This window comes from Knoellia sp. 3-2P3, from assembly GCF_029223115.1.
Lineage (GTDB): Bacteria > Actinomycetota > Actinomycetes > Actinomycetales > Dermatophilaceae > Pedococcus_A.
On record NZ_JARGZE010000002.1, the window covers coordinates 489,956 to 509,783 of the forward strand.

General features: G+C 68.7%; 21 protein-coding genes and 1 pseudogene. 15 read left to right on the forward strand and 7 right to left on the reverse strand.

From position 1 onward, the window contains the following. Positions 1–71: 71 nt before the first annotated feature. The gene (locus P0Y31_RS07775) at positions 72–764 is read right to left on the reverse strand and encodes an aspartate/glutamate racemase family protein (RefSeq protein WP_275868048.1); all 693 of its coding nucleotides are present in this window, start codon (positions 762–764) and stop codon (positions 72–74) included. A 169-nt stretch (positions 765–933) separates the two neighbouring features. Between P0Y31_RS07775 and P0Y31_RS07780 the strand changes: the two genes are divergently transcribed. The 3 genes from P0Y31_RS07780 (at position 934) to P0Y31_RS07790 (ending at position 2,679) form a co-directional block, all read left to right on the forward strand. After that, positions 934–1,329 carry a hypothetical protein gene (locus P0Y31_RS07780; RefSeq protein WP_275868050.1) on the forward strand — a complete coding sequence of 132 codons (396 nt, stop codon included), beginning with the start codon at positions 934–936 and terminating at the stop codon, positions 1,327–1,329. 264 nt (positions 1,330–1,593) lie between these two features. Beyond that, the gene (locus P0Y31_RS07785; RefSeq protein ID WP_275868052.1) at positions 1,594–1,953 is read left to right on the forward strand and encodes a hypothetical protein; all 360 of its coding nucleotides are present in this window, start codon (positions 1,594–1,596) and stop codon (positions 1,951–1,953) included. Between the two features lie 288 nt (positions 1,954–2,241). Then, positions 2,242–2,679 carry a VOC family protein gene (locus P0Y31_RS07790; protein ID WP_275868054.1) on the forward strand — a complete coding sequence of 146 codons (438 nt, stop codon included), beginning with the start codon at positions 2,242–2,244 and terminating at the stop codon, positions 2,677–2,679. 105 nt (positions 2,680–2,784) lie between these two features. On the opposite strand, the gene P0Y31_RS07795 is transcribed toward P0Y31_RS07790, so the two are convergent. Then, entirely contained in the window at positions 2,785–3,318 is a 534-nt protein-coding gene (locus P0Y31_RS07795; RefSeq protein ID WP_275868056.1) for a DUF1697 domain-containing protein, read from the reverse strand. 181 nt (positions 3,319–3,499) lie between these two features. On the opposite strand from P0Y31_RS07795, the gene P0Y31_RS07800 reads away from it, so the two are divergent. Further along, positions 3,500–4,210, forward strand: a complete 711-nt coding sequence (locus P0Y31_RS07800; RefSeq protein WP_275868058.1) for an alpha/beta fold hydrolase — start codon at positions 3,500–3,502, stop codon at positions 4,208–4,210. A gap of 318 nt (positions 4,211–4,528) precedes the next feature. Here the strand turns inward: P0Y31_RS07800 and P0Y31_RS07805 are convergent, their stop codons facing one another. From P0Y31_RS07805 to P0Y31_RS07815, 3 genes are all read right to left on the reverse strand, one after another. Next, a complete protein-coding gene (locus P0Y31_RS07805; RefSeq protein ID WP_275868060.1) occupies positions 4,529–5,281 on the reverse strand; it encodes a DUF4386 domain-containing protein in 753 nt (250 codons plus the stop codon). 47 nt (positions 5,282–5,328) lie between these two features. Next, positions 5,329–5,562 carry a hypothetical protein gene (locus P0Y31_RS07810; protein ID WP_275868062.1) on the reverse strand — a complete coding sequence of 78 codons (234 nt, stop codon included), beginning with the start codon at positions 5,560–5,562 and terminating at the stop codon, positions 5,329–5,331. Positions 5,563–5,734: 172 nt separating this feature from the next. Continuing rightward, positions 5,735–8,500 (reverse strand): LuxR C-terminal-related transcriptional regulator, encoded by a 2,766-nt coding sequence (locus P0Y31_RS07815; protein ID WP_275868063.1) that lies wholly within the window; start codon positions 8,498–8,500, stop codon positions 5,735–5,737. Positions 8,501–8,750: 250 nt separating this feature from the next. On the opposite strand from P0Y31_RS07815, the gene P0Y31_RS07820 reads away from it, so the two are divergent. From P0Y31_RS07820 to P0Y31_RS07840, 5 genes are all read left to right on the forward strand, one after another. Next, positions 8,751–8,939: a hypothetical protein gene (locus P0Y31_RS07820; RefSeq protein ID WP_275868065.1), complete on the forward strand. Its 189-nt coding sequence runs from the start codon at positions 8,751–8,753 to the stop codon at positions 8,937–8,939. 106 nt (positions 8,940–9,045) lie between these two features. Beyond that, positions 9,046–10,323, forward strand: coding sequence for an MFS transporter (locus P0Y31_RS07825; protein ID WP_275868067.1), 1,278 nt, complete (start codon positions 9,046–9,048; stop codon positions 10,321–10,323). 436 nt (positions 10,324–10,759) lie between these two features. Next, the gene (locus tag P0Y31_RS07830) at positions 10,760–10,993 is read left to right on the forward strand and encodes a hypothetical protein (RefSeq protein ID WP_275868069.1); all 234 of its coding nucleotides are present in this window, start codon (positions 10,760–10,762) and stop codon (positions 10,991–10,993) included. A 91-nt stretch (positions 10,994–11,084) separates the two neighbouring features. After that, positions 11,085–11,258, forward strand: a complete 174-nt coding sequence (locus tag P0Y31_RS07835; protein WP_275868071.1) for a hypothetical protein — start codon at positions 11,085–11,087, stop codon at positions 11,256–11,258. 39 nt (positions 11,259–11,297) lie between these two features. Then, positions 11,298–11,678: a GNAT family N-acetyltransferase gene (locus P0Y31_RS07840; protein WP_275868073.1), complete on the forward strand. Its 381-nt coding sequence runs from the start codon at positions 11,298–11,300 to the stop codon at positions 11,676–11,678. Between the two features lie 776 nt (positions 11,679–12,454). Here P0Y31_RS07840 and P0Y31_RS07845 read toward each other — a convergent pair. Next, positions 12,455–12,904 carry a DUF6326 family protein gene (locus P0Y31_RS07845; RefSeq protein ID WP_345803621.1) on the reverse strand — a complete coding sequence of 150 codons (450 nt, stop codon included), beginning with the start codon at positions 12,902–12,904 and terminating at the stop codon, positions 12,455–12,457. A gap of 213 nt (positions 12,905–13,117) precedes the next feature. On the opposite strand from P0Y31_RS07845, the gene P0Y31_RS07850 reads away from it, so the two are divergent. Continuing rightward, on the forward strand, positions 13,118–14,257 hold the full coding sequence (locus P0Y31_RS07850) for a sensor histidine kinase (protein ID WP_275868074.1): 1,140 nt from the start codon (positions 13,118–13,120) through the stop codon (positions 14,255–14,257). Beyond that, entirely contained in the window at positions 14,254–14,910 is a 657-nt protein-coding gene (locus tag P0Y31_RS07855; RefSeq protein ID WP_275868076.1) for a response regulator transcription factor, read from the forward strand. Before P0Y31_RS07850 ends, P0Y31_RS07855 begins: the two co-directional genes overlap by 4 nt. On the opposite strand, the pseudogene P0Y31_RS07860 reads toward P0Y31_RS07855, so the two are convergent. Next, positions 14,907–15,083, reverse strand: a pseudogene (locus P0Y31_RS07860) (transposase); the annotation flags it as partial. The gene P0Y31_RS07855 and the pseudogene P0Y31_RS07860 overlap by 4 nt on opposite strands. Positions 15,084–15,481: 398 nt before the next feature. Here P0Y31_RS07860 and P0Y31_RS07865 point away from each other — a divergent pair. From P0Y31_RS07865 to P0Y31_RS07880, 4 genes are all read left to right on the forward strand, one after another. Further along, complete coding sequence (locus P0Y31_RS07865) at positions 15,482–15,952, forward strand: CoA-binding protein (RefSeq protein WP_275868078.1); 471 nt, start codon at positions 15,482–15,484, stop codon at positions 15,950–15,952. Positions 15,953–15,990: 38 nt separating this feature from the next. Continuing rightward, positions 15,991–16,779 carry a hypothetical protein gene (locus P0Y31_RS07870; protein ID WP_275868080.1) on the forward strand — a complete coding sequence of 263 codons (789 nt, stop codon included), beginning with the start codon at positions 15,991–15,993 and terminating at the stop codon, positions 16,777–16,779. Positions 16,780–16,800: 21 nt separating this feature from the next. After that, positions 16,801–18,186, forward strand: a complete 1,386-nt coding sequence (locus P0Y31_RS07875; RefSeq protein WP_275868082.1) for a wax ester/triacylglycerol synthase family O-acyltransferase — start codon at positions 16,801–16,803, stop codon at positions 18,184–18,186. A gap of 167 nt (positions 18,187–18,353) precedes the next feature. Then, a complete protein-coding gene (locus tag P0Y31_RS07880; RefSeq protein ID WP_275868084.1) occupies positions 18,354–19,679 on the forward strand; it encodes an alpha/beta hydrolase in 1,326 nt (441 codons plus the stop codon). Positions 19,680–19,828 lie beyond the last annotated feature (149 nt).

Sequence of the window (19,828 nt, forward strand, 5' to 3'; positions counted from 1 at the left end):
GTTCATGCTCATCGAGTGCTGGTGTCCAGCATCGACAATACGTCCTCACCGCCCAGGCGCCGCTGCGCTGACTACGTCCCCAGCATCCAGCTCACCGCCGCCTCGGCGTGGATGGCGGTGGTGTCGTAGAGCGGGACGGGTGAGTCGGCTGCACCGACCAGCAGGGTGATCTCGGTGCACCCGAGGATGATCGCCTCGGCACCGCACCCGGCCAGTCGACCCATGACCTCCCGGTAGCGCTCCCTGGATTCGTCACGGACGACGTCGAGGCACAGCTCGTCGTAGATGATCCGGTGCACGTCCGCACGGTCGGCGTCGTCCGGCACGAGCACCTCCAGCCCGTGCCGGCGCAGCCGGTCCGTGTAGAAGGCCTGCTCCATGGTGAAGGCCGTGGCCAGCAGGCCCACCGCTCGCCGGTCGTCCGCCACCAGGCGGGCGGCGGTGGCGTCGGCGATGTGCAGCAGCGGTATGCCGGTCACGGCCTCGATCTCGTCGGCCACCTTGTGCATGGTGTTGGTCGCGACGAGGAGACCTTCGGCGCCCGCCCTCTCAAGACCCCGCGCGGCCTCGACGAGGACCGCCGCGGTGCCGGCCCAGTCACCCTCGTGCTGCATCGCCGCGACTGGCGCGAAGTCCACGCTGTGGAGCAGCAGCCGAGCGGAGTGCAGCCCACCCAGCCGCGTCGCGACGCCCTGGTTGAGCAGCCTGTAGTACTCGGCCGTGCTCGTCCAGCTCATCCCACCCAGCACTCCCAGCATCCGCATCACGTCACCGTAACCGGGTGCGGGACGTGAGGTCGCGACCCTCGGCCGTGCCGACATGCCTCCCGGCGGCGCGGGACACCCGTCCCCCGAGGCCGACTCCGCGGCATGGACGTGTCCGGACGTCCGAAGAGGCACGGCCCCCTCTGTCCACGAAAGCCAGAACGTAGTCATGTCGCGTCATGGTCTCTGGTCCCTGGAGGTCTGGCGGGCGGCACGCGGCGGCGAAACGATGGAGCCGCACCAGTCTTTGCCGGCCCTGCACGTCGATCTCGAACACATCGCCCAAGGAGGAGCTATGCCGACGATCATCGTGACCCACCAAGTCACCGACACCGACCGCTGGCTCTCATCACCGAAGCGAGAGGAGGTCCTGCCCTCGTTGGGCGCCAGCAACATCCGGACGTTCGTGAACCCCCAGGACCGGACGAAGGTCGGATTGGTCATGGACATCGCGGATCTCGACGTTCTCTTCGCCGCCCTGGAGCAGCCTTCGGACGAACTGGCCGAAGCGATGAAGTACGACACGGTTCGCCCCGAGACGATGGCAATCTTCGTCGCATCCTGAACCCTTCGATCTCACACGCCGCTCTGGGGCTGCACCGAAGGCCACTGAGTCCAGGCAGCGCAAAGACAGGCCCTGCGGGGTAAGCCCGCCTGCCGAAGGTTGTTCGGCAGAGAGCCGATGAGTCCGGTCCGCGTGAGGAGTCGACGTCGTGGAGGCATCCCACCTAGGAGGTCCGATGGACAAGACCCCGGCAGGGCGAGTCCCAGCCACGGATCCGCGTGCCGGAAGTCGATGTGCCTTCGTCACCGCCGAAGGGTACTGAGCATGGCGGGGCTCGACGACCTTCTCCCGTTGGGCACCGGGTTGGAGCGCTCTTACCCGGTCTACGTACGCGGCAAGCTGAAGTTCCGCGTCAAGCAGAGCGTCTACGTGGCGTTCTCCCTCGACGAAACTGTCATGGGCTTCGCCTTCCCCAAGGAGGAGCGCGCGGCGCTCGTCGCGAGCGAACCGCACACGTTCCACATGCCGTCACCATCGGACCTGCGCTTCAACTGGGTCCACGCCGACCTTGCGGCACTGGAGCCGACCGATGCCCGAGAGCTGGTCGTCGACGCCTGGCGCCTGGTCGTGCCCAAGAAGGTTTCCCGTTCCTACGATTTGGCGCACCCCAGCGGACCGGGCTGAACCCCGACCTCCCGACGGCTTCAAGGCCGCACCAATGGCGCGCGGAGCAATGGTGCGATGGGCAGCCGCGATCGGACGCCCGACAGCCATCCAGTTGAAGGACACATCTGCCGCGATGGCCGGGCGTCCTTCCGCCGTATGAGCGGCTGCGCAACTCCGGCCGCCGGCGACACCGTCCATCAGCCTCGTAACCGATGGCCGTTGCGAAAGTGGTCCCTTGCCCGACTGATCCGGAACCGGCCGCCAGCTGACCTGAGCGAATCGTGCTGACTCGGTAGCGTGCCACTCATGCCCATCAAGTTCGAGAACGTCGGGATCGCCGTCCGCGACCTCGAGGCGGCGATTGCATTTTTCACCGATCTCGGCCTCAACGTCGTCGGCCGTGACACGGTCAGTGGCGAGTGGACCGACACCGCGGTCGGCCTCGACAGCAACCACGCCAACATCGCCATGCTCCAGACGCCGGACGGCACCGGTCGCCTCGAGCTCTTCGAGTACATCCACCCCGTGGCAATCGAGACGGAGCCCACCCGACCCAACGAGATCGGCATGCACCGCGTGGCGTTCTCGGTCGACGACATCGACGAGGCGCTCGAGATCGCCGCGAGGCACGGCTGCCGCCCCCTGCGCGGCGTGGCGACCTATGGGGACGTGTACAAGCTCACCTACGTCCGCGGCCCCAGCGGCATCCTCGTGATGCTCGCCGAGGCGCTGAAGAAGAGCTGACCCTGGGCTACGTGCCGGTCCTCTTCCGGCGCCCGGCACGGCACTGCGGCCATCCGGATGGTGAGGCTCAAGGCGCGTCAGTTCGCCGCTTGGTGGCCCGGCGAGTCAGCTCTCGAGCCTCCTCACGATTCGCTGGACTGTGAGCCAGCTACGGGTGTTGATGTCTTTGCCGCAGGACCTCTCCAGCCAGGACATGAACCCAGAGGCGGCGCCGGGATCGCTGTTGTCAGTGACGGCTAGAACGGCACGAGCGGATCGGTCATATCGGACAACCCGTGTGGACCGAACTGGCTCCGCCGCGATGACGTCAGGGGACAGTCGCGCGTCCTTGAGGAACGTTGCGGTCAGGTAGGTCCGGCGTTCATGCGTCAACCCGGGAAAGGGGTCGCTGTCCACGAGCGAGCGCAGCTCACGGTGTTCGCGGATGATCGTTCGGCTGCTGACGCTGAGACCGCTGACGAGTGCCTCCTCAATTCGTGTCTCGAGCGACGGCACGTCCGATTCCGCCGTGCAGAACGTGATGTTGCCACTGGCGAGCGTTGACCCCACGGCGGTGAACCCGAGCCCCTCGAACACCCCGCGCAACTTGTCGTTCGTCATGTTCGCGCCGCTCGGAGCGATACCGCGCAGGAGTGCCACGTAGCGCTTCAGCAGGATCCGCCGTCCAGCCCTTGGGCGGCCTCTCCGAACGCTCCATGGCCAGGCTCAACCAGATCAACAATGATGGGTACGTCGTCGCGATCGTTCAGCGGTGAACGGGCACGCAGCCTCACCTCAGAGCCCGTCACCGAGCAGTTTCGTGCCCGAGGAGGATCGGCTTGTGTCCACGTTCGTCATCGTCCCCGGAGCCTGGGATACACCCTTGACCATGGAGCCGATTATCGAACCGTTGGCTTCGGCTGGCCACGACGTGATCGTCGTTGATCTGCCGTGTGGGAAGGCTGAGGCGACCCTGGAGGAGTACGCGGACGCCGTGCGCACCGTGCTGCCGGATGACCTGACCGAGGTCGTGCTGGTCGGTTACTCGTTCGGGGGCTTCACCGCCTCCATGGTCGCCGTCGACCACCCCGACGTGCCGGTGGTCTACGTCGCGGCTTGGATCCCGCGGGATGGTTCCTCGGTGCTCGACCTTTTCGTAGGCGGCGATCCGTTCGAGGCCGGCGAGGAAGCAGGAATCGCCGCCTTCGACGGACTGGTACTAAGCGCCGGCCCTGGTTTGTGCACCCTGAACATCGACATGTACGTCGCCGCGGCCGATCCCGTCGAGCGCGACGCGGTACGGAAATACCTGGAGCGGACGCAACGTCCACAGGGCATCGCTGCGCTCCGCCAGAAGTGGCGCGGGGAACCGCCCGCTTCTCGCCGCCGCACCTACATCCTGACGACCGCCGATACGCTGGTGCCGCCGGAGGCTCAAAGGGTGATGGCAGCGTCGGTGGCAGCCGATATCGTCGAGATCGCTGCGGACCACGGGATCTTCCGCGAGCAGCCCGCGCGTCTGGCCGAGCTGTTGGTCGCCGCCTCCCACTGACCGGCTCCCTCGTCAGCACGTGGAGGACGACGACGTCGGCACAACGACTCGAGGCGAGCGGTTCGCCCTTGGTGCGCTGGGCCACGATCCGGCCGTTGCTGATGACGACGAGTCGTTTGCGACCACCGCTGCCGCAGGCCGAGCGAGTCGTCGCGGGCGCGCGGCCGGCCTCCCCCTCGGTCAGGCTCACCAGGTCGAGGATCTCGCCGACCCGGCCGGCGCGCAGGCCCATGGTCTGCTGTGCGAGCGTGAGGATCTCGCGGCGTGCGCCGTCGTGCGGGATGGCGCCGTAATGCTTGGTGACGCCCTCGACGCGAATCATCGCTCGTCATCCATTCCGGCGGTGACCGGCGAGGGCTTGAAGCCCTTGACGACGAGGTAGATCCCCAGGCCCAGCTCCCAGAAGAACTCGGGGACCGCTGCCAGTATCTGCCAGGTCCCGTCGAGCTCGATGGTGCCGATCATCGCGGCGGCACCGGACAGAATGATCAGCGGGCCACCGACGAGGCCGAGGACGGCGAGCTTGCGCGGCACCAGCCGGGAGCGGTACATCAGGTAGCCGAGGATCAGGCCGTTGCCGACCCCGACCACGAAGGAGGGCCCGAGCCCGAACGTCCATTCCTGGAGGGTTACGAAGGCGTCGCCGGCGACGGTCAGGCCCGCTGTGGCGGCCGCGTCGCCGCCGGCGTAGGTCTGCCGCAGCGTCACGACCGTGAGCACGCTGAGGACGCCGACTGCGATGAAGACGGACTCCATGATCCGCGCGGCCACATAGCTGATGGCGAGGCTCTCGTGCTGTCGTTTGAGGACCGGCCACAAGTAGGTGGCAGTGCCGATGTTCGCGATGATCAGCACGGCCTCGGAGACGGCCCCCCACAGCACTCGAGTGTCCTCCCCTGGGCCGGTGACGTAGTCGCCGTCGAAGAGCGGCGGGTAGAACGCGAGCTTCGAGGCGATCGACGTGACGTAGGTGACGATGAACAGCCAGCCGACGATGGAGGCGGTGGTCCTCAGCGAGTTCCTGGGCACCGGCCCACGTCGGAGGGTGGGGGCGTTCTGGAGCGTGCTCATGGGATTCTCCTTGTCGTCATGCATTGGTGGGCTGCTGTGCTGGGAGCTCATGGGAAGTCGACCTGGGCGACCGAGATGATCGGGACACCGAGGTCCCGTACCTTGTGCAGGACGCCATGCAGCGCCGCTTGGTCCAGAACGCGACCGCGCAGCAGGGTGCTGCCGCCCTCGCCCGGGTTGAGGTCGAAGCCGTCGAACCAGGAGGCCCAGCGAGGGTCCAGGCGTCCGTCGAGACGAATCTCGTACCAGCCGCCCGGCTGATCCCTGGTGGTCCCGGCCACTGACCGCTCCCTCGTCGTTTGCGCCCACCGGGTGTCTGGTGGGCTCCGGTTGATGTCCGGAACGTAGGAGTCAGGGTGATGAGGACGCGTCATCACAGGTGATGAACGCGGTGATGATTGGTGGATGACGGTCGGGGACCAGCTTCCAGCGGCTCACCCGCGAGGAGACGCGTCAGAGGTCGAGCTGGTGGGCGCGACGCACCGCTGCACGTCGGTTGTTGACCCCGAGCTTGGTGTAGATGTGCTGAGTGTGGGTGCGGACCGTGCTCAAGGAGACGCTGAGCTCGCGAGCGATGGCCGGCCCGTCGAGGTCGGACCCGAGCAGCCGCATCACCTCGAGCTCACGCTCGCTGAGCGGCTCGACGTACGAGAGCCGTGGGTCCGGGGTGTCCACCGGTCCTGCCCTCCCGGTCCGCGGCGAGTCGGTCCGACCGCCGCGCTGAGGTCCCCCCGCCGAGGACGCCGACCCACCGGCGGCCGCACGCACTTCGGCCAGGAACTGGGGGTCGCCGTCGAGGCCCTCCAGCTCGTCGAGGACACCGCGCAGCCCCACGGCCTCGTCGGCGATCACCCGAACCCACGCTTCGGGTTGAGCCAGGGCGAGGGCCAGACGCAGCGACTCGAGCGCCTGGGCCCGGTCGCCCGCGAGGTGGCGGGCCCGCGCCGTCAGGACGGCCACCTCGACGGTCGTACCGATCCGCCCACCGGCGTCAGCGGCCTCTCGGAGTCGCTCGAGGAGATTCATGGCGTCGGCGATCGTCACGCGGTCCTCGGACAACGCGTGCTCGGCGAGCAGGATCCGCGCGAGCGTGAGCTGCTCGTACTCGCGAACGTACGTGACGTCCTCGCGCGGAGACAGCCGTCGTTCCCTCGCCCACCGTCGCGCTGCGGCGAGGTCACCGGCACGGACCCAGAGCCGCGCGCGGGTCGCGCCCACCGGGCGCACGTTCGGTGAAAAATCCCCGACGTAGAGGCGACCAGCCTCCTCGAGAAGCGCGTCGGCGCCACTCCAGTCGCCCACCGCTGCCCGCACGTCCGCCATGGCAACCCGCCACCGGTACGGCTGCTGGGGCAGGCCGGCGCCTTCCCCCAGGTCGGCCGCCCGGTCGAGATGGCGAGCCGAGGTGACGGCGTCGCCGTACTGCCAGGCGACGCGGCCCAGGGCGACCCACATGTCGGCCGTCCCACGCACCACTTCGCTTGTGGTCGCCGATCGGGCGAGGCCCAGGGCCTCGGTCGCCAGGCGCTGGGCGTCGCCGAGCCGGCCAAGTGTGAGGGCCAGGTCCACGAGGGTCACCGTGCACCCCAGGACGTCGGCGACGTGCCCGGCTGCCGCGAGGTCGTGGGCTGCGGCCGTGTACGCCTCGTAAGCGGACCGCAGGTCGCCAACCGCCCACGACGCCAGGCCCTTCAGCGCACGAGCGGCCGCGAGGGTGAGCAGGTCGTCAGTTCCTGCCACGGCCAGGGCACCCTCGGCATCGGAGATGGCGAGGTCGAGGTCACCGGCGACCAGCGCCAGTCCCGCCCGCTGGGTCGCGATCAGCGCCGGGAGCCGTTCAGCCTCCGCCCGGTTGCGCACCACCACGGCATCAGCCGGCCCTGCCAGCACCCCCTCCAGGTCGTCCAGCCGCTTCCCCACCCCACCGAACGCGTTGTCGGCCATCAACGCCGCGATGAAGATCCCCGCCAGCACCGGCCGCCTTTCCACGACCTCGTCGGGGATGACGTCGATCCACCCCCGGATCACGCCCTCGCTCCGTTGCCGGCGAAGCGCCGGGGCGGCGATCTCGACGAGGTCGGCGGCGCGGACCAGATCCCCGGCTGCCACCGAGTGCCGAACCGCCGCATCCATCTCGCCCACCTGCTCGAACCACGCGCTGGCGCGCCGGTGCAACGCGCTCACGTCAATGGACGTTTCGGTGAGCAGCCGGGAGCGGAGCACATCAGCGAACAGGTGGTGGTACCGGTACCAGTGGCGACGGTCGTCCAGCGGCACGATGAGCAGGTTCTGCCGCTCCAGCGCGACCAACGTCGACCCTCCGTCCTCTTGTTCGGTCACCGCATCACAGAGCGGTCCGCTCAGGCGCTCAAGCACAGACGTCTCGAGAAGGAAGCGGCGAACCGCGGCAGGTTGCCGGTCGAGCACCTCGTCGGCGAGGTAGTCGACGACGAACCGGTCGTCGCCGGCGAACCCGGAGATGAAGGCCGTCTTGTCGTCGCGGTCGCGCAGCGAGGCGGCCGCCAGCTGAAGTGCGGCGATCCATCCCTCGGTTCGGGCCTCGAGCGACGCGACGTCTGCGGTGCTCAGGTCCAGGCCGTGTATGCCGTTGAGGTACGTACCTGCCTCGTCAGCGCTGAAGCGCAGGTCCTCAGCGCGCACCTCGACCAGCTCGCCCCGTGCGCGGAGTCGGGCCAACGGGAGGGCGGGGTCGGCACGGGTGCCGATGACGAGATGGAGCTGTGGCGGTCGGTGGTCGAGCAGGAAGGCAAGGTCGTCGCTGATCGCGGGGTCGTCGACGAGGTGGAAGTCGTCGAGCACGAGGGTGACTTCGCCAGGGTGGACGCTCAGCTCGTTGACCAAGGCGGCGATGACACCCTCGAGGGACCCGATCGCCGAGTCCAGGAGATCCAGTGCCGATGCGGCGGCGCCAGGGCTCGCCCGCTCCACTGCGTGCAGCACGTAGGACCAGAACCGGCGTGGTTCGCCGTCACGCTCGTCGAGGGACACCCAGGCGACCGCGTGCCCGCCGCGTTGCTCGTCGAGGCCTGCTGCCAGCTGTGCCAGAAGAGTCGTCTTTCCGAAACCTGGTGGGGCCGACACCACGGTCAGGGCACAGGTGGAGGCACGGTCGACGATGTTGGTGAGGCGACGGCGCGGGACCAGGTCCCGGTGAGGCTGCGGAACGAGCAGCTTGCTCTCCAAGAGAAGGTCACCCATCGGCGGCTCCCTTCGGTCCAGGCCGTGCAGTTGGAGCGTAGATGAGCGACCCCGGCGGCGTCTGCCCACCCCGAACCCCGGCATGCACTGGCTGGCCGGTCCTCCGCTCGCGGCGCCTCCTCCTACTGCTGCGGGTCCTGATGCGGCTCAGGTTCGTCCACAACCCATCCCTCAGCCCGACCCGACGACTCCCGCACACCCGGTCGCACCGAAGCCCGCAGGTCCTCAGACCAAGCACCAGCCGGCAATCATGATCTGGATCGCGGTCTTCCCGACCCTCACCGTGCTCAACCTGTCGATCGGCCCCTGGCTCCCCGACGCGGGGCCGGTCCTGCGAACCTTCGTGCTTGCCACCATCGCGGTGCCGATCGTCATCTACGGGATCATGCCCCGGCTGCACCGCATGCGGATGCGGCTCGTGTCGCGACGGGCCGCCTGACGCCGGCGGGCCGCGACAGGCCCACCCCGGACTGCCCATTGGCACCACACGCCGCCTGCTGGATGCTGGTCACTAGCCAGCTCCATCCGATGACGAGGCAGGCGGTATGGAACCACCTGATCCTGACTCGCCACGTCGAGGCGTCACCCTCGCGCCGCTCGACCCACCCCGGGCCGGGCGGCGGTTCATCACGCTGTACGCCCTGTCCTACGCGGGCGGGTCACTGCTCTTCCTCGGCCCGCTGCTGGTGTCGCTGGCGCTGAAGGTCAACGACCTGGTCGGGATCGACGACGCACCGAAGAACCTCTCCCTCGTCACGGGAGTCGGCTCCCTGCTGGCCATCGTGAGCAACCCGCTCTTCGGCCGCTTGAGCGACCGCACCACCTCACCGCTGGGCATGCGACGCCCGTGGATGATCGCCGGCCTGGCCGGCGGCACGATCGGGACGCTGACCGTCGCCCTCGCCCCCAACATCGGGATCGTGCTCGTCGGCTGGTGCATCGCGCAGGTCTTCCTCAACGCCCTGCTCGCCGCGCAGGCCGCGATCCTGCCCGACCAGGTGCCCACCGTGCAGCGTGGCCTGGTTTCCGGCATCCTCGGCGTCTGCCTTCCGGTCGCCTCGGTGGCCGCCACCTACCTGGTCCAAGCCTTCGAAGGACGCCAGCTGATGACGTTCCTCGCGCCCGTGCTGGTCGGCGGCGTGCTCGTCGTCATCTTCACCACCTCCCTGCACGACCGCCGGCTCGACGTGGCCGACAAGCCGCCATGGTCGCTGCGCCAGGCGGTCGGGACGTTCTACGTCAGCCCACGAGCCAACCCCGACTTCGCCTGGGCCTTCATCAGCCGGTTCATGCTGGTCATGGCCTACGCGTTCCTGGTGACCTACCAGGCCTACTACCTGATCGACGAGGTCGGAGTCTCGCAGAGCGAGGTCGCGCACCAGATCTACCTCGGAACACTGGCCCAGTCCCTTGCGCTCATCAGCGCCTCACCGCTCACCGGCCGAATGTCCGACCGACTCCAACGCCGAAAGGTCTTCGTCGTCGTCGCCGCCGTGATCTATGCAGGGGCGCTGTTCCTGATCGCCACCGCCGACGGGACCGGTGGCTACCTGGTCGGCATGGCCATCGGCGGCCTGGGCTTCGGCATGTACATGGCCGTCGACCTCGCCCTCGTCGTCGACGTCCTGCCCGACACCGGTTCTGCCGCGAAGGACCTCGGCGTGCTGAACATCGCCGGGGCCTTGCCCTTTGCTCTCGCGCCCGCTCTCGCGCCGGCCGTTCTCGCCATCAGGGGTAACAGCTACTCCTTCCTCTATCTCGTCGCGGGCACCTGCGCTCTCCTTGGAGCCCTCGCCGTTGGCCCGATCAGAAGTGTCCGATAGACGCCCCGGTCGACACCCGTCGCACCCAGCTCCAATCCTTGACGCATTCGTCGAACGCCTCGGCCGGTCGAACGGTGCCTCTCTCTAGTCCCACCGCCGGACCGCTTCCTCGGCGGACGATCCCCTTCGGGACGTGCGGCCGCCCCCTGTGGCGCAGGCAGGGCCCCGAGCACGATCGAGACATGGACGTGAGTGGCACGTGCATCGGGTTCGTGTGGCGCTGGTCGACAACCAGGAAGCGTTCATTGCATGCCTTGGTGGCCGTCGTGGACGCGACCCGGGGATTCGTGGTGGTGGGGCAGGCCTCAACGGGTGAGGAGTCGCCCAAGCTGACCGATGGGCTGGAGCCGAGGCTGGTGCTGATGGACTGAACCTGCCGGGAATCCTCGGCGTTGGGGCGACCCGCCGGCTGCGCGAACGCCGCACACCGCCCGTCGTGATCCTCCTATCGACGCACGACGCGGACGCGGACGCGGACGAGCTCTTCGTAGCGCAGTCCGGGGCCAACGCCTACGTGACCAAGTCGGCCCGCGGCCGAAACCTGGAGCAGGTCGCCGACTTGCTGTTGGGGGCCAGAGGTCGGGAGCAGGGGCGCGGAGCCGACGACGTGGCACTGGTCCTCTGCGCGGCTGAGCTCGGAGAGCCCTTACCTGACGGCGAGTGCTCATGAGTGGCAACGTCCTCCACCAGCAGCCTCGCCCGGGACGCCCGCGTCGAAGGAGTGTGCAGCTGCGTCCGTGTCGCCGTCGTATGCTCGAGCGGTGGTTGAGATCCGCCCGGCCGTCCCGAGCCGTCTCGCCCGGATCGCTGATGTGCTCGGCCGTGCGTTTGTCACCGAGCCGATGATGGTGTGGCCGCTCGGTGGTCGAAGCGACGACCTCACGGAACGCTGCATTCGAGCGTACGCGCTCTACCTTGGCCCGTTGCTGGACTAAGGGCTCGTCTGGGAGACCGCGGACGGGCACGGCGCCCTCGTGCTCGTGCCGCCCGAACAGACCGACGTGTGGGTCGACGCGCTCGCGCACGTCGACGATTCGACAACTCACGACGTCACCGATGACGGCGGACTTCGGCATGAGCGCTTCTGGGGTTGGGTCGCCTCGAAGATCCCGCCCGAGCCGGCCTGGCATCTCGACTCCGTGGCGGTCGAGCCCGGCTGGCAGGGACGCGGGATCGGTTCGGCGCTGATCGAATTCGGGCTCGGGCGGACACGCGAGAGCAAGACGGCCGTCATCCTCGAGACCGGCACGCCGCGCAACGTGCCGCTCTACGAGCGCCACGGATTCCGCGTCGTCGAGGAAGCTGACCCGCCCGAAGGCGGCCCGCACGTATGGTTCATGCGCCGAGACCCCTAGCCCGGGGCGGGCATCGACGAGCTCGCGGATACGGCGGACACTCGCGAGGAGCCCGTTTCCGCGGGCCCTCGTCGGTCAAGTCCATCGGGGTGGCGCAGAGGGGTCAAGTCCAGTTGGTCAAGCAGCGGCCTCACAGCCGACCTCAGAAGGACCAAACGAGACCCCGGTCCTGCGTTTCCGCAGGTCCGGGGCTCTCCATCGATGGTGGGCCAAACTGGGTTTGAACCAGTGACCTCTTACGTGCCAACGAGTTTCGCCCGTCCGCGGACGTCCGCCAGCGTCTCTTCTGAGAACGAACCACTCCGCCACCGTCCGCCACCATCCGCTCAAGTCCGGCGTCGTTGTCACCCACTTGGTCACCCAGCCCGATCCCGGTTGCAGTCCCGCACCACCAGTGGCACACGTGGGACGTACGGAGCCCACGGGGCTAGGCTTCGTGCCCTGATCGTGGCTTGCGGGGAGAAACGCACGCGGTCAGAGCGTCGCGCGCTGTCCCAGCTGGGACTTTCGGCTCAGCCACTAAGTAGGGACTGGCGGGCCTGATACGTCGGCTCGTCGTGGCGGGTGCCAGTGACGCGGACGACGACGTTGCCGCGCTTGGGGGTCGGTGTCGACGATGCGGTGGGCCTATCTGCGCATCCGATGACCTGACCTACCGGTAGGGGCCTTGGAGCGCGCTACGCATCGTCCCAGTGGTAGTGGGTGTCCCACCGCCAGGTGGCCCAAATCGCGGCACCGAGGCAGATGGCTCCGAAAAGACGGGACTGCTCTTGGGTTCACGCTTGCTGCTGGGTGCGAACGGCTTCGCGGTCCGGGCTGGTCGCCATGGTCGCCATGGTCGCCGACGGTGCGGTGCGGGGCCAGGTCCAGGCGTACCGCACGATGAGGGCGAGAAGGATCAATTCCAGCACGATGCCAAGGCCGTAGAAGTACAGCCAGGACTCGCCCACCGCGTTGAATGCCGTGACGGGGACGTAGAGCGAGGCCACGATGAGGTTCGTGATGCGGCTCGCCCGGGCGGGCAACGTCATCGACAGCACGACCATGAGGGTCGGGATCGCCACAAGGGTCAGCGCCGTGGTCGAAAAGGTCTGGGAGAGGTCGAACTCGAAGACCTTGCCGTCGAGGATGTCTTCGATGACGCCGGGCGTGAAGAAGTTGAGAATGTCCACGTAGGCGTACAGGAACATGAAGCTTGTCCACGTTGCGGCGAGCTTGGCTCTCACCGGGATCCGCTGGTCTTCCAGTGTCGCGGTGGTGGGTTGACGTGTTCTCATCATGGGCTCCGTTGTGGTGGCGAGGATCGGTAGGTCCACGATCGCTGAGCCCGGTGGCGGGTGCCTCGGCCCGGAGGCTGCGGTTCGCCTGGCCGATGGGATGGTCTCTTTCTCGTTCCTTCGGCGGCTACGCCGAGGCGCGCCGATCCCTAGGCTGGAGCCGTGGTCACTGTCCGGCGCTCCATCTGGCATGAGCCGCGGCCTGCTGACGCCCCACCCATCGGTCAGCTCGACTGGCTGCTGGTGGGCGTGTTCGCGGCCGCTGCCTTGGTCGAGGGCATCGCTCGGCCGGGCTTGGCCTGGCGACCCCTTGTGACGGTGCTCGCCCTGACGCTGATGCCTGCCCTGCTCTGGCGGCGGGGTCGCCCCCTGATGGCCGCCCTGGTCGGATGGGGCGTCGTCGGGCTGCTCTCGGTCCTCCAGCTGACTGCACACGCCGGGGACCTCGGCCTCTATTCAATGATGGCCGTCCTGATTTTGCTCTACTCCCTGGTGCGGTGGGGCTCGGGCCGGGAGATGGTCTTGGGAACGGCGTTCGTGACGGCCGTCGTCGCGCTGGGGATGTACGTCTCGTCCGCGGGCTGGGCCGACGTTTTCGGCGGGAGCGTCCTCTTGCTGTTGTTCGTCGCCCTCGCGGCGGTGTTCCGCTACCGCGCGGACCTCTGGCATCGCCAACAGCGCGAGATCCGAAATCAGGAGCGGGTGTCGCTGGCGCGCGAGCTCCACGACACCGTGGCCCACCACGTCTCGGCCATCGCGGTGCAGGCGCAGGCCGGTGGCGTGGTTGCCGGCATCGAGCCTGAGAAGGCTGCCGAGGTCCTGGCCGCGATCGAGTCTGAAGCGTCGCGAACCCTGGCGGAGATGAGATCCATGGTGCGGGTGCTGCGTGAGGAGGAAGCCGTCGCCTACTCACCGCAGCTGGGGGTCGCGGACCTGCCCGCCCTGGCGCGCGCCGACGCGACGCCCACCGTCGAGGTCTCGCTGGACGGTTCGTTAACCCGACTGGCACGACCCGTGGATGCCGCGCTCTATCGGCTCGCGCAGGAGTCGCTGACCAACGCCGTACGACACGCCCGGAGCGCGACCCGCGTCCGGATCGACGTACGCCGGGAGGGCGACGCCGTCAGGCTGCGTGTCAGCGACGATGGACAAACCGAGCCGGGGCCAGCCCCGGAGCCTGGATTCGGCCTGCTGGGCATGGCCGAACGCGCCCGGCTCCTCGGGGGATCGCTCTCCGCGGGGCCGGGGCCCGAGGGTGGCTGGGTGGTCGAGGCCGTGCTGCCGGTGGAGACGCTGGCATGAGCATCCGTGTTGTCGTAGCCGACGACCAGGACTTGGTCCGGATCGGGCTGGTGATGATCCTCGGCGCGCAACCCGACCTCGAGGTCGTGGGGGAGGCTGCAGACGGGCTCGCAGCGCTCGACCTGGCGACCCGGCTGCGTCCCGATGTCCTCCTCGTCGACATCCGGATGCCCGGGCTCGACGGTGTCGAGGTGACGCGGCGCCTGGCCGGGCCAGACGTGACGGACCCGATGGCGGTCGTCGTGATCACCACCTTCGACCTCGATGAGTACGTCCTCGGCGCCCTACGCGCCGGCGCCCGCGGCTTCCTGCTCAAAGACGCCGGGCCGGAGCTCCTCGTGCAGGCCATCCACGCGGCGGCCAACGGGGACGCGCTGATCGCCCCCAACGTCACCCGCCGGCTGCTGGCGACCTTCGCCGACCAGGCGCCGGTGGTACCGGTCCAGCCCATCGACCCGCTCACCGAGCGCGAGGAAGAGGTGCTCGCGCTGGTGGCACGGGGCCGGACCAACGCCGAGATCGCCACCGAGCTCTTCGTCGGCCTGAGCACGGTCAAGACCCACGTCGCATCGTTGATGACCAAGCTCCGCGCCCGCAACCGCGTCGAGATCGCGATGTGGGCATACGACACCAGACGCGTGCGAGCCGACTAGTGGGTACAGATCGCAGCGTAGGCCCGTGGGGTTCGGTAGCCCAGCGATGAGTGTGGCCGGTCGTGGTTGTACTCCCCATTCCAGTCGCCGATGGTGACCTTGGCGTGGGTCAGGGACCAGAACAGGACGATGTTGAGGCATTCGTCGCGCAGGCGACCGTTGAAGGACTCGAGACCGTCGCGCATGCCCCGACTCACGTGCACTGGAGTCCGACGCGCCCACGACACAGCCAGGCGAGGCCTGTGACAGCTGGGGACCTTGGTCCCTGTCGGGTGGCACCGTGAGGAATGAGACTGCGCGGGTCGGAAGAAAGAAGGTCTGGCCATGAGTCAGACGACAACACCGACGGGACCGACCCCCGACCGCCACGAGAGTTCGGTTCGGCAGGACGGGGCTCTCGAGCCGGAACCAGACCCTCGTTCCAACCGGGCACGACCCGAGGTGCGCGGTGGTATCGACGTGGTCAATGGCGCCTTGCTCCGCCTGCAGCTGGCCGCAGCCGCTCGCTGTGGCGCCGCCGCCCTGCCGGGCCGAGCAGGGCAGTCGCCACGATCCACCTGAGGAGGCCACCGTGCAAACCATCGAGCAAGCAGCTGCACAGTTCCTGTCCAAGAAGCGGATCGCAGTCACTGGTGTCTCCAGAAGCGCCCAGAACCACGGCGCCAACGTCGTCTTCAACCGCCTGAGAGACCGTGGGTACGACGTGTTCCCGGTCAACCCGAACACGGAGCAGGTCGAAGGTGTCACCAGCTACCACGACCTGCACAGCATCCCCGGAGGCGTCGACGCGGTCGTGATCGCCACCGCACCCTCGCGGGCCGAGGGGACGATGCGCGAGTGCGACGAGCTGGGGATCAAGCACGTCTGGATGCACCGCTCCTACGGCGCCGGCAGCGTCAACGAGGCGGCGACCACCTATGGACGGGAACACGGCATCACCGTGATCGACGGAGGGTGCCCACTGATGTTCGACCCGACGGCCGACTTCGGCCACAAGGTCATGCGCGTGGTCTACCGGAGCCACGTTCCCAGGACCGTGTGAAGGCTCGGTCATCGCCCACCCACGAAGGGGAAGACACCATGTCCTTCCTGGAAGTGACCGTCCGCGCCGAGGTGCGGCCGGGTCAGTTTGACGGCTTCAAGGCTGAGGCGGCCGAGATCGTCCGCCTCACCGCAGAGCAGGACACCCACACCTTGCGCTGCGACTGGTTCGTCTCTGACGACCAGACCCACTGCCAGGTGCACGAGCTGTTCTCGGACGAACAGGGTTTGCTCGAGCACAAGATGCACACGATGGAGGCGACGACTCGCCTCTTCCGTGAGTACGCGTCCGGCCACCAGTCGACGCTCTTCGGCAGGGTCTCGCCCAGCTTCACCGACATCGTCAAGGCGCGCACGGGGACAGTGCCCACCGTCTTCACGTTCCTGCAGGGACTCGATCCGAGCGGGCCCGGCGCCATGAAGGCCACCCCCGAGGGGGCGCGGAACCTGGCCGGAGAACGCCTCGAGGTGCATGCGCACATGCGGGTCCGACCGGGGCAGCTGGCGGGCTTCACCGCCCAGGCCGCCGAGCTCGTCGCGATCACTCGCGAACTGGACACCCAGACCAGCCGGTACGACTGGTATCTCGACGAGGACGGCTCCGTGTGCGAGGTGCACGAGGCCTACGTGACCGGCCACGGCCTGTTCGAGCACAACGCGCACATCATGGGCGCGCGGGCGACCCTGTTCGAGCGCTACGCCGACGACCACCGGATGTCCGCCTTCGGCCACGTCTCACAGGAGCTCAGGGAGCTCGGCCGCAAGCATGCCGGCGGAATCGCCGTGTACTCGCTGCTGCAGGGCCTCGGAACCGCTGCCACGGTGTAGCAGGCCCAAGGGACACCAGCCATGACCCCCACGCGCCCACTGGAACGGGTGACCGCCTCCGACCTCTTCCTGCTGCTGTGGGAGGACTACGGGTGGCCCACCGACATCGGAGGGGTCGCCATCCTCGACGGCACCGACCTCCTCGACGCGGGGGGCACCCTGCCCATCGACGAGGTGCGACGCCACCTCGAGCCCAAGCTCAGCTCCGTACCCCGCTTCCGCCAGGTGCTCCACCGGCCGCCACTCGGGCTGGGCTGGCCCGTGTGGGTCGACGCACCCTCCTTCGACCTCGCGGAACACGTCCGGGTCCGACCGCTGCCCGAGCCGGCCGACGAGGACCAGCTGCTGCGAGTCGCTGCGGACCTGGCCCGACGGCCATTCGCGCCGGCCCGGCCACCGTGGGAGCTCTGGCTGCTCCCCGGGCTGCCCGGTGGCCGGATCGGCGCCTTCCTGCGAGTGCATCACGTGCTCGCTGACGGCGCTGCGGCCCTGGCCGCCTTCGGCGCCCTGCTGGACCCGAGCGCTGACACACCCACCCCACCGGCACGATCCTGGTCCCCCAGTCCTGCACCCACGCCAGCCCAGCTCCTTCGCGACAACATCGTCCGCCGGCGGCGTGAACTCGGTCGGGCGCTGGCGGGACTCGCCCACCCGCGCGCGACGATCCGTCTGGCCCGGCAGGTGCTGCCGGCGTGGCGGGAGGTCCTGTCCGAGGCGCCCGCGCCGACCACCAGCCTCAACGTCCCGGTCAGTGCCGACAGAAGGTTCCTCGTCATCCGTGCCGAGCTTGACACCACGAGGCAGGTCGCGCGCTCACACGACGCCAAGGTCAACGACGTCCTGCTCACCGTGGTGGCCGGAGGCCTGCGTGAGCTGCTGGGCAGTCGCGGTGAGGATGTCCGTGAGCTGGTGCAGCGCGCCATGGTCACCATCACCTCGCCGCCCGCCGAACAGGCCGGCGGCAACAAGCCGGGCTGGATGATGGTGCCCCTCCCCCTCGGCGAGCCGGACGTCGTCCGCCGGCTGGCGGCCATCACAGCCGAGACCGCCGCGCGCAAGCGGCGCGCCCGCCCGGAGGCAGGCAGCGGAATCTTCCGTTTCGTCGCCATTCAACGCGCTTGGTACCGGCGGTTCCCTCGACAACGCTCGGTAAACCTGGTCGTCAGCAACGTGCCCGGTCCACCCACGCCGCTGTACCTCGCAGGCGCGAGAGTGCTGGAGATGTTCCCGACCATGCCCACGATGGGCAACCTCACCCTTGTCGTCGGGGCGCTCTCGTATGCCGGACAGCTCACCATCACCGCTGTCGTCGACGCCCAGCACTGCGCCGACGTGGGGACGTTCACCCATGGCGTCCGAACGGCGCTCGACGACCTCACGCGCACGCTCGCGCGCGCTGTCTCATGAGCGCCAACGACGTGGGACCCGGCTGTCGGGCAGTCCCGGGTCCGGGCCCAGCCGCCGCTGTCCCATCTGACGAAGCAGTCCACGCGCACGAACGTCCGAACGACGCCCGGACGGGTTTCGTCCAAGCAGATGGATGCGAGCTGTACTACGAGCAACGGGGCGAGGGGGTGCCGATCCTGCTCATTCCCCCGGCGGGAACGACCGCCTCGACCTGGGGGCCGGTGACGGAGGAGCTGGCCCGGGTCGCGAGGGTCATCACGTACGACCGCCGCGGCTACGCCCGCAGTGCCGGCCCACCCGTCCGCACCGTTTCACGGCATACGGCGGACGCCGCCACGATCCTGGAACACCTGGCCACCGCGCCGGCCATCGCCGTGGGAACCAGCGCCGGGGCCACCATCGCGGTCGACCTGGCCGGTCGACGGCCAGACCTCCTCCGGGCGGTCGTCGCGCACGAGGCTGCCTGGCGTGCCAACCGCCACGTGCCGACCCGATCCCAGCTGGCGTCTGTGGTCCGTCTCGCCTGGCTGAGTGTCCTCAAGCGGCACGAGGAAGCGGCTGAGATCTTGCTGCGCGCCGCTTACTCCTACCGAGAGAGCGGCACCGCGTGGGACGCCTTCCCGGAGGAGTGGAGGCGGATCGCCCGGGAGAACGCTCGAGCGGCGCTGTGGGACTTCCGCAACTCGATCGGAAACCACCCGTCCCCTGGACAGCTCGCCACCCTCCGTCTCCCGGTCGTGTGCAGCTACGGCGCCCTCAGCCCCCGCAACATCGTCCGCATGACCCGTGCTCTGGCGGCTGCCATCCCGACCGCGCGTACCCAGGAGATCCCTGGTGCAGGGCACGCGGCACCATTCGATGCCACAGCCGCCTTCGTCCACCTGATCGCGGACGTCATGACCAGCAGTGCCGACGACCGCGCCATCGACTGGTCCGCTGCCTCCGGACCGCCCTGGAACGAGCCTCAAGGGCGAGTCGGCGCGGTCGCAAGCCTGGCGCCGACAGGGTCGAGGACGGGGGCAGCGGCGCGTTTCGAGGCCTTCACGCGGTGGCTCTACCGCGGCGGTCGACCGAACTCGCTGGCACGCGCCCTCAACGGCGCGTGGGCGCGAGTTTTCGCGACGGGTCGGGGCCCTGCCATGGTCGCCACGCTCGAGGTCGTGGGCCGTAGGTCGGGAAACCCGGTGAGGCTGCCCGTCGTGATTGCCGACCTGGCTGGTGAGCGCTACCTGGTGTCGATGCTCGGAGAGGGCACCAACTGGGTACGCAACGTCCGTGCTGCCGGCCACCGGGCGGTACTCATCAAGGGCGACCGGACACCGGTCCGCCTGGAGGAGGTGCCGGTCGAGAAGCGCGCCCCGATCATCAAGCGCTACTGCCAGGTCGCCACCAGCGGCCGCGTCCACATCCCCGTCGACCCCACAGCGCCCGCCTCCGAGTTCGAGGCGATCGCTGCCCAGTACCCGGTGTTCCGCATCGTGAGGCTGCACTGAGAGCAGACAAGCGCGACACCCCCATCGTGCACCGGCGCACCTGCGGCATTCGCGTCGTCGAAGGCACGGCGGCCGTGGTGAAGCTGCGCGCGCCATCGCCGGCGCGGAACGCCTCGAGCAGCTCGGACACGGCAGATCGGGAAAAGGCC